This is a genomic window from Oleiphilus sp. HI0080 (assembly GCF_001635135.1).
Genome location: NZ_LWFU01000748.1, coordinates 1 through 9,911 on the forward strand (window position 1 = coordinate 1; position 9,911 = coordinate 9,911).

General features: G+C 47.6%; 8 protein-coding genes. 3 read left to right on the forward strand and 5 right to left on the reverse strand.

Going from position 1 to position 9,911, the window contains the following annotated elements; all coding sequences use genetic code 11:
- The 3 genes from A3751_RS15735 to A3751_RS15745 all read left to right on the forward strand — a co-directional run.
- Positions 1-759, forward strand: a 759-nt coding sequence (locus A3751_RS15735) for a proton-conducting transporter membrane subunit (protein WP_304439039.1), incomplete at its 5' end; no start/stop codon positions are given.
- Positions 760-1,014, forward strand: coding sequence for a hypothetical protein (locus A3751_RS15740; RefSeq protein ID WP_068457810.1), 255 nt, complete (start codon positions 760-762; stop codon positions 1,012-1,014). It abuts the gene before it with no gap.
- Positions 1,007-2,731, forward strand: a complete 1,725-nt coding sequence (locus A3751_RS15745; RefSeq protein WP_231871771.1) for a Na(+)/H(+) antiporter subunit D — start codon at positions 1,007-1,009, stop codon at positions 2,729-2,731. The genes A3751_RS15740 and A3751_RS15745 overlap by 8 nt, the downstream gene beginning before the upstream one ends.
- 122 nt (positions 2,732-2,853) lie before the next feature.
- Here A3751_RS15745 and A3751_RS15750 read toward each other — a convergent pair whose 3' ends face one another.
- From A3751_RS15750 to A3751_RS15770, 5 genes are all read right to left on the reverse strand, one after another.
- Complete coding sequence (locus tag A3751_RS15750) at positions 2,854-3,453, reverse strand: plastocyanin/azurin family copper-binding protein (RefSeq protein WP_082863310.1); 600 nt, start codon at positions 3,451-3,453, stop codon at positions 2,854-2,856.
- Complete coding sequence (locus A3751_RS15755; RefSeq protein WP_068457814.1) at positions 3,450-6,596, reverse strand: efflux RND transporter permease subunit; 3,147 nt, start codon at positions 6,594-6,596, stop codon at positions 3,450-3,452. Before A3751_RS15755 ends, A3751_RS15750 begins: the two co-directional genes overlap by 4 nt.
- A gap of 83 nt (positions 6,597-6,679) precedes the next feature.
- Positions 6,680-7,099 carry a copper-binding protein gene (locus tag A3751_RS15760; RefSeq protein WP_068457815.1) on the reverse strand — a complete coding sequence of 140 codons (420 nt, stop codon included), beginning with the start codon at positions 7,097-7,099 and terminating at the stop codon, positions 6,680-6,682.
- A 49-nt stretch (positions 7,100-7,148) separates the two neighbouring features.
- The gene (locus tag A3751_RS15765; protein ID WP_068457818.1) at positions 7,149-8,900 is read right to left on the reverse strand and encodes an efflux RND transporter periplasmic adaptor subunit; all 1,752 of its coding nucleotides are present in this window, start codon (positions 8,898-8,900) and stop codon (positions 7,149-7,151) included.
- A partial coding sequence (locus tag A3751_RS15770; protein WP_156492528.1) for a TolC family protein occupies positions 8,900-9,911 on the reverse strand: 1,012 nt, incomplete at its 5' end. The genes A3751_RS15765 and A3751_RS15770, both read right to left, overlap by 1 nt.

Here is a 9,911-nt window from a genome sequence, read left to right on the forward strand (position 1 = left end):
CTCCATGCTGTTGCTGTTGTTAAAGCAGGGGTATTTAGTGTTTTAAAGGTCGTAATATATATTTTCGGGCTTGAGCAACTTAAAGAGATTTCGCTGACTGATGTGATGCTATATATCGCAGCAACGACCGTCTTGCTTTCATCGTGTATTGCGATGACTAAGGACAACCTCAAAGCACGCCTCGCATACTCTACCGTTAGCCAGTTGAGCTACATTACCGTAGGGGCCTTACTCGCTTCGCCAATCGCGGCAGCCGGGGCGACGATGCACATAGCCACGCATGCGGTGGGCAAAATAACACTGTTCTTTTGCGCGGGTGCCATCATGGTGGCGAGCCACAAAAAAAATATTAGTGACATGGTAGGCTTGGGTAGAAAGATGCCCCTCACAATGGGCGCGTTCGCGATTGGGGCCATTAGCATTATCGGGCTGCCACCAATGGCGGGAACATGGAGTAAATGGTATCTCACAATTGGCGCACTCGATGCAGATAAGCTAGTGATTGTTGCCGTGTTAATGATTAGCTCCCTGCTCAACATTGCCTATCTTTTGCCCATACCGATGAAGGCCTTTTTCAATCAAACAGACAGTGCTTCAAGGCCTTGGACATGGGGTGAAGTTCAAGAAGCTCCTGTCGCAATCCTCATCGCGATCGGCATTACATCATTTTCTTGTGTGGCGCTGTTTTTCTTCCCGCAGCCGCTCATTGAGCTGGTAAATCTGATACCCGGTGTTTCGACTACGCAGGGAGGGCAATAAATGGATCCAAATAAAGAGCCTCAGGATTTCTTCGACAAACCGGAGAACATCCAAAAAATGCTAAAAGTCTTTTACGTGATATGCGGCTTACTTGTGGTGGCTGACTTTGTTGTGCATCGACACATTTACCACGAATGGGAAAAGATTCCCGCATTCTATGCGATCTATGGCTTCGTTGGTTGCGTTGTGTTGGTACTGATAGCGCGAGAGATGCGAAAGTTTCTAATGCGTGGCGAGGATTATTACGATGAGTAGTATGACGTTGCTACCGCCTTTTTTGCCCCTATTAATCGGATCGCTTGCAGCCATACTTTTGCGGGGTCATCTTCGCAGTGTGATCATGCTGCTTGCCCCTGTTTGGGGTGCGTATCAGTTAACTGGGTTAGAGCACGGCGTCTACTGGTCTTTTGAGTTTATGGGCTATGCACTTGAACCAGTTCGGGTTGATAAGCTTAGCTTGATGTTTGGGTACCTGTTTCACTTGGCTTCGTTCATTGCCATCGTCTATGCGCTGCATGTAAAGGATACGGTTCAGCACGTTGCTGCCCTCAGCTATGCAGCGAGTGCCGTTGGTGCGGTCTTCGCGGGTGATCTGTTAACCCTATTCGTGTTTTGGGAATTGCTAGCGCTGACATCTGTTTTTCTCGTTTGGGCACGCCGTACGGACCGCGCCTACTCTTCTGGTATTCGTTATTTAATCATTCAAGTGTTGTCCGGCGTACTCCTTTTAGCCGGTTTACTGATGTTTGTTCAGGCGGGTAACAGTTTACGTTTCGAGCACATCGGCTTAGAACATACCGGTCTGGCGCAAATCGGCGCGTGGTTAATCTTCCTTGCGTTCGGCATTAAGTGCGCCTTCCCATTTGTTCACAACTGGCTAACAGATGCCTATCCAGAAGCGACACCAACCGGCACGATATTTTTGGCGTCTTTTACAACGAAAGTTGCGGTGTATGCTTTTGCTCGCGGCTACCCCGGTACGGAGCTTCTCATTTGGATTGGCGGCACGATGGCGTGCTTCCCGATCTTTTATGCTGTGATTGAGAACGATCTTCGGCGCGTGCTCGCATATAGCATGATTAACCAGATAGGCTTTATGATTGTCGGTGTGGGGATTGGTACTGCATTGGCGCTCAATGGCGCAGTCGCACATGCGTTTAATGACGTCATTTTTAAAGGCCTGTTGATGATGACGATGGGTGCAGTGCTCCACATGACCGGGCGAATGAACGGTTCCGATTTGGGCGGCCTTTATAAAAGCATGCCAAAAACAGCGATATTCTGTATCGTCGGTGCAGCGTCGATTTCCGCCTTCCCGCTGTTTAGTGGCTTTGTTTCTAAATCGATGATTATGAGCGCTGCAATTGCGGAAGGCTATGACATCATCTGGCTACTTCTTTTGTTTGCGGCAGCAGGGGTGTTTCACCACGCAGGCATTAAGATACCTTACTTCGCTTTCTTCGCGCATGATTCCGGTATCCGTACCACGGAACCTCCGAAAAACATGCTCATCGCGATGGGTTTAGCGGCTACGCTATGTGTGATAATTGGGACCTTTCCGGCGCAAACGGTTTATTCCCTACTTCCATGGGAGGCAGAGTACCAGCCCTATGATTTAACGCACGTTCTAACTCAGCTACAACTTCTGTTCTTCTCTGCAATGGCCTTTGTTTGGTTGAACCTTAAAAACATGTACCCACCCGAGCTTCGCTCGACTAATCTTGATTTTGACTGGGTATATCGAAAGCTGGCGCCAAGTGTCATTCAACGTGGCGCACGCTCTGTTTATAATGCATATGTCGCAAGCGAAAACTCGGCGATCAATAGCTTGAAAAGCCTTGTAGCCAGCTCGTACGATTCGCAGACAGGAAAACCAAAGGGGTATTTCGCGAAACTATGGCCTACCGAAACAATGGTTGTATGGGTGGCTGTGTTGCTGGTCGGTTATCTTGTACTCTATTACGTTCGGTAAGAAATACCTTTCATCGTAGACTTGCTCATCAAAAGCGCAGCGCATTGTTCGGCTGTGCTTTTGATGCAAAAAAGTATGACGCTCGAAGCGTCATCGTATGCACACTTTGGTAATGTCATTTGCTACTTAAACGTCACCGGGCTATGCATACCAGCCTCATAATGCCCCGGCATATTGCAAGCTACCTCAACTTGCCAAGCTTCTTCAAACCGCCATATCAACTCTTCCGTCTCGCCTGGTTTTATAGTGATAGACGGGCCGCCTGGGCCATGATGCATGTCCGGGTTTTTCATCATCATTTTTCCATGCTCCATATGCTCATCTTTAGTTGCAATGGAAAACTCATGTACCGTATCGCCAGTATTGGTGATTACGAATTTGACGGTCTCGCTATCTTTGATCTCAAGAGGCTCGTGAATAAACTTCATCGAGTCATTGGCCGTGACCTCAATCGTTCTGTCTACCTCGCTTTCTTTTCCAGGTGAACCAGCAATGCTTTCCATATGATGCCCATGACCACCATGCATACCATGATCTCCGCCATGCATACTTTCATGCATCGATGAATGTGAGTTCTTGTGCATATGCTCATTACTAACACCCTGATCAGGAGCACTATGACCATGAGAGCTATGATCATGGCCGCTCTCACCTGGCCCGCCAAGAGCTACAATTGGGATGACAGCCAAAACACCGATTAACGCGACTTTGCTCGTTTTCATACTTTTTCTCCGTTACTAATTAATTCAACATTGGTTGATTTTTTCCACAAATAAAAGATTACTGGTATGACGAGAAGCGTAAGGATTAGCGTCGAAATCATCCCTCCAACCATCGGACCAGAAATTCGTTGCATCACCTCAGAACCGGTGCCATCACTGAGCATAATTGGGATAAGCCCGATAACGACCGTCAACACGGTCATCATAATCGGCCGCACGCGCAGTGCGGCCCCTTTTAACACTGCGTCCGACAATTCTTGCTGAGAAAGCGTGCGCCCTTCTCGTTGCGCTATGGCGTTTGCATCGCCGAGTGATTGATTAAGGTAGACGAGCATCAACACCCCAATTTCGACAGCCACGCCAGCGAGTGCGATAAACCCTACTGCGGCCGCTATGGACATGTTGTAACCAAGTAAATACATTAACCATAGACCCCCGATTAGTGAAAAAGGAACGGTACCCATGATAATCAATACTTCGGTAAAATTTCTAAAATTGATATAGAGTAGCAACACAATGACGGCAAGGGTTAAAGGGACAACGACCTTCAACTTCTGCTCTGCACGCAACATATATTCGTACTGCCCCGACCAGTTAATTGAGTATCCGGGGGGTAAAATCACTTTCTCCGCAACCACTTTTTGCGCTTCTCGCACATAAGAGCCGAGATCTCGTTCCGATATATCTACCAACGTCCAACCATTCAATCTTGCATTTTCACTCTTTATTCCGGGCGGTCCTTGTGTCACGTATATTGAAGCGACATCAGATAACGCAATTCTTTGCTTTGACGGGGTGACTACAGGTAACAACTTCAACTGCTCTTCGGAATCGCGGAAGCGTTGGGGGTATCGAAGATTTATAGGGTATCTTTCAAGTCCTTCTACAGTCTGAGAAATGTTCATTCCGCCAACCGAAGCTCTGACCACTTCTTGAACATCAGCGATGGAAAGACCAAACCGCGCCGCAGCCTCACGATTTACATCGATATGAACATAGCGTCCCCCTGCGACCCGTTCAGAATATACGGAAGCCGTACCCTCAACATCTGGAAGCACTTTTTCAAGTTGTTTGCCGATTTCCTCAATCACGGCTAGATCAGGTCCTGCGACCTTTATTCCAACGGGTGTTTTTATACCGGTCGATAGCATGTCTATTCGAGTCTTAATGGGCATCACCCAAGCATTCGTTAGGCCGGGGAACTTAACCAACTTATCAAACTCATCACGAAGACTCTGCGTGGTTACTCCCTGTCGCCATTGGTCACGCGGCTTCAGTTGAATAAATGTTTCTATCATGGTCAAAGGTGCAGGATCCGTTGCCGTTTCTGCGCGGCCAACCTTCCCGAACACAGTCTCTACTTCAGGCACCGTTTTTATAAGCTTGTCGGTTTGTTGCAATAGCTCTCGAGCTTTGCCAATTGAAATACCCGCGTAGGTGGTTGGCATGTACATTAGATCGCCTTCATCCAGCGGGGGCATAAATTCACTGCCGAGCTTGGTTGCCGGCCACAAGCCGATACCCATAGCAACGAACGCCAACAGAACAACCGTCTTTGGGTAAGTCAGAACAGCTTTTAGCGCTGGTTTATAGCTCGCTATAAGTAAGCGATTGATTGGGTTCTTTTTCTCTGGAATCACCTTGCCGCGAATAAAGTAGCCCATCAATACCGGAACCAGCGTAATGGCGAGACCGGCAGAGGCGGCCATTGCATATGTTTTTGTGTAAGCAAGAGGCGTAAAAAGCTTTCCTTCCTGCGCTTCTAGCGTAAATACAGGAAGAAAGCTCAGGGTGATGATCAATAGGGAAAAGAAAAGAGGTGGCCCGACTTCCGTTGCCGCCCGTCCGATTACCTCCCAGCGGTTTTCATTCGTGAGCGGCGTTTTTTCCATGTGCTTATGCACGTTTTCGACCATCACAATGGCCCCATCAACCATGGCGCCGATCGCTAATGCGATTCCGCCAAGCGACATGATGTTGGCATTCAAGCCTTGCTGATACATGATGACAAATGCGGTCAATATACCCACAGGAAGACTGAGAATTACAACTAAAGAAGACCTCAGGTGAAACAAAAACAAAGCACAAATGATCGCCACGACAACAAATTCTTCAACTAGTTTTTCAACAAGGTTATCAACTGCTCTGTTTATCAACCCGGATCGATCATAGGTAGTAACTATTTCCACCCCTTCCGGTAGTCCAGCCTTCAACGAATCAAGTCGTGCTTTGACGTTACTAATCACCTCCTGTGCGTTTTCCCCAAAACGCATGACAACAATGCCACCAACAACCTCGCCCTCTCCATCAAGTTCGGCCACACCTCTTCTCATTTGTGGTCCTATTCGAACTTCGGCAACATCCTTTAATAGGATGGGGATATTGGATTGCCTCAAGCCTAAGGGTATGTTCTCAATGTCACTGACGTTTTTTAGATAGCCGCTCACTCTAACCATATATTCCGCTTCAGCCATCTCGACGACGGAAGCACCGGTTTCTTGGTTTGCGCGCTTTACCGCATTCGAAATATGGCTTAACGGAATGTTGTATGCGCGCAATTTATTCGGGTCTACTTCTATCTGATACTGCCGCACCATGCCGCCAACGGTAGCTACCTCCGATACACCCTCGACCGTTTGCAGCTCATATTTGAGAAACCAATCCTGAATACTTCGAAGTTCCGAAAGATCGTGAGCGCCTGTTCTATCCACCAGTGCGTACAAGTAAACCCAGCCTACGCCAGTTGCATCTGGGCCTAACTGCGGCTTCGCGGTATCCGGAAGATTCCCCGCTGCTTGGTTTAAATATTCAAGAACTCTTGATCGAGCCCAATAGATATCCGTCTCATCTTCGAAGATAACGTACACATAGGAGTCGCCAAAAAATGAATATCCGCGCACCGATATCGCTCCGGGAACAGAGAGCATCGCAGTCGTTAGCGGATATGTCACCTGGTCCTCTACTACTTGTGGAGCTTGTCCCGGATAACTCGTTTTGATGATCACCTGCACATCGGAGAGGTCTGGAATGGCATCGACTGCGGAATTTTTAACAGCATACGCCCCCAGTCCGAGCAAGACTGCGGTAGCAATAAGAACAAACAAGCGGTTCGTTATCGACCATCTTATAATGGCAGCGATCATGTAAGAACTCCGTTAACGGTTATGCAGCCCGTGCAAGGCTATTAGGCAAGGCTCGTCGGCAATGGACCGTCCGAGCCTTGTACTTATTTTGTCTTGATATCTTTGATGATGTAGTTGTTGTTATCGTCAACCATCAATGTAAATTCAACTTCGTCGCCTAAGTTGAGTTCGCTTAAATCGATACCTTCTTGAACCTGAAAGTTCATGCGCATTTTAGGCCAGTTCATCTCAGGCATCGGTTCATGGTTAATATTTACCATGCCTCTCTCAGCCATAATTTTGTTGAGTCGCCCCATGCCCATTACTTCGCGCATGTTGCTCATACGTTCTCCATGTTTGCCTTCACCGTGCATACCTTCGTTCTGCATGCCCTCGTGATGCATGCCCTCGTGATGCATGCCCTCGTGATGCATGCCGTGATCTGTAGCGACGGCGTTTGCACTAACAATAACTAAAAGTGTCGCGAAGACACCTGATGCGGTTACTTTGTTGAGACTAGTCATACTTAACTCCTTGCGTTTTTTGTTTAAGTCTTGGTCGTTATTGCAATACCTACTGCTTTCGTACGTTTGAGATCTCATAGTCACCTTCTTCAGTTTCTCGCAGATAAAATGAAATCTGATCTCCGGACTCCAGATCTGGGAGCGCCTCGTCTTCCTTAACGATGAAAGACATATTCATTTCTGGCCACTCCCACTCAGGAATTGGTTCATGAACAACCTGCAGCATATTCATATCGAGCATTACGTCCCGTATGATCCCGTTTGATTTAACGGCGCCTTGAGGTAGCTTCTGTGTTTGTTTTGAATGCTGCATCACAGCTTGGTCACCCAAGGCTGTAATTTGGTAGTCCCAGTCGCCGGTTTTCCTCAGAATGAAGTCGACCGTTGCTCCTTCAGTGAATGAATTTGGTTCGATGCTGTCGGCGAAACCAAAGTCCATTTTCATGGTAGGCCAATCCCATTCAGTTATTGGCTCATGGGTGATGGTGACCATGCCCATTTCAGGCATAACTTTCTCAATAACACCTTTGGTTAAGACTTCTTGTGCCATTTTATCGGGTTCGGCCATTTCGGAGGGGTTATTCAGTTGTTGTTCCATTCTTTTGAATTCAGCCTCTACGTAAGACTCTGAATCAATCAAAAACTGCGCAGCAATGACGACGCTCTCACCCTCAGAAAGACCGTTAAGTATCTCGATCACAGCGTTGTCATTTGCAGCGGATAATCCTTCGTAACCAATTTTAATAGGGACCGACTGATAACGGCCTTCTCCTAACGCTTTGACTACACGGTTATGGCGGCCAGTTTTAATAACCGCGCTGCGTGGCACTGTCAGCGTAGCTTCTGAACGAGCAATATTTAGAGCTAGGTCTACCAGCATGCCGGACCGTAATAGCTCATCTGCGTTATCAATACGCACACGCACCTTGAGCGTTCTGGTAGCGGTATCGAGCTCCGGATAGAGATAATTCACGGTTCCGTGCCACTCCTTCCCGGGAAAAGCAGACGAGACAATGCTTGCGTCAACCCCCTGACGAACCAAACCAGCTTGGCCCTCGAAAACTTCGCCAATCACCCACACAGAGCTCAAATCGGCAATTGCGATGACCTCGGTGGCTGGTTTGATGAACATACCCTTTCGCACGTTAAGGCTTTTCACTACGCCGGAACGTGATGCTGTAATACTAACGGTCTGCTCAACCTTTCCTTTCTTTGCGAGGCTGTTAACTTGGTTTCGACTTAGCCCAAGTGCATATAGTCTGGAGGCTGATGCTTTAATGAGCTTCGTATTCTTACTTCGTCGCGCTGCCAAGTACTCTTCTTGTGCACTTACAAGGGCTGGCGAGTAAAGCTCAAACAACACCTGCCCTTGTTCAACACGATCACCAACAGCTGCAACGGATAGATTCTCTATCCAGCCGTCTACACGGGTGTGCACATGTTCGATTCTGCTTTCGTCAAACACGACTGTTCCAACAGTTTGAATCGGAAAAACAACTGTTTCTTTTGCTACTGGAACAGTCTTGACCCCAAGGTTATTCTCAACCTCGGGGCTTATTCGAATCCCTGGTTCATTGCTCGACTCTTCTTCGTAAACTGGCACCAGATCCATTCCCATTGGCGACTGACCTGGGCCGTCGCGCCGGTAGTTTTTGTCCATTGGTGCAACCCAATAAAGAGGTTTTTCCTCAGCATTACTTTCAGCGGTGTCTGCACTGCCCTGAAATACAGGGGCCAATTTAACGCCACTAAAAAGGCCTATCGAAAACAGAATTAAGAGTAATATTCCATTCTTAAACATTATTCGTTCCCTACCTTTTCAGTTTCATTTGTGCCAAGGAAATAGTTCAGCTCCGACACAAGCTTATTTTCCTGTGTACGCAACCGCGCAACCATCACCTTTGCGTCTTGTTCTTTAAGAAACAGATTGATCACTAGCTGCAAACTCCCTTCGTCTGATTCATACGCTTGCTGCGCTGTTGCTCGTTGATCGATGAGAGTTGGAACAATTTGATCTACGTAAAGCTCTCGTTGCTCAGCAGTCCTTTGAAGCTGCTGTTGCTGACTCAGGAACGCATAGTAAATACCAAGTGCTTCTTCATCCCTCTGCAGCGCAATTGACGACATGTTATGTTTCTCTGCGCCGATATTCGAAGACTGTCGGCCTTCCGAAAAAAATGGCACTGCAACGCTAATTCCTGCAGAGAAAAAATCAGGTCGATCAGAGCCGTCAGGGTTTTGTCCATCTCGCAAGCCATAACTTACCTCGACCCCCCAAGAAGGCTCAAAATCCTGTTCAAGCAGGCTTACTTGCGTTTTCGAAAGCGCCAGGTTTGCTTCATGCCTGAGTATGCGGGGGTGAAGTGTAAAACTATCCTTGCCCACTCTTATATTGAGCAAACGATCAATCTCGACTTGTGTATAACGCTCATTGGGCGAAAGGCTGGCGTCGCGCAACGTTTGGTTCGCCAAGCTATCAAGCTTTGTTCGGTGCAAGTCATAACTCTGTTTTGCTGATATCGACAGCTCTTTAAGCTTAATCAATTCCAGCTCAGCACCGATTAGATCTGATTGGGTTCTAGAGCCAACTTCGTAAAGCGATTTAATAAAGTCGCGCATTTGCTCGAGAAACCCCTGATCTACTTCTAAAAGCGCCAGCCTTTGTTGCCAAAAAAGCGCCTCGAACCACGTCTGCTCAATGGTCTTTTTACGTGCTCTCCAATACTCGTCTGCGCCATACTGTTGGATAGTCGATTGTAGATTCGCGCTATCCTCTTTCAACTCGAGACTGTCGCCCTTGGGGAACATTTGG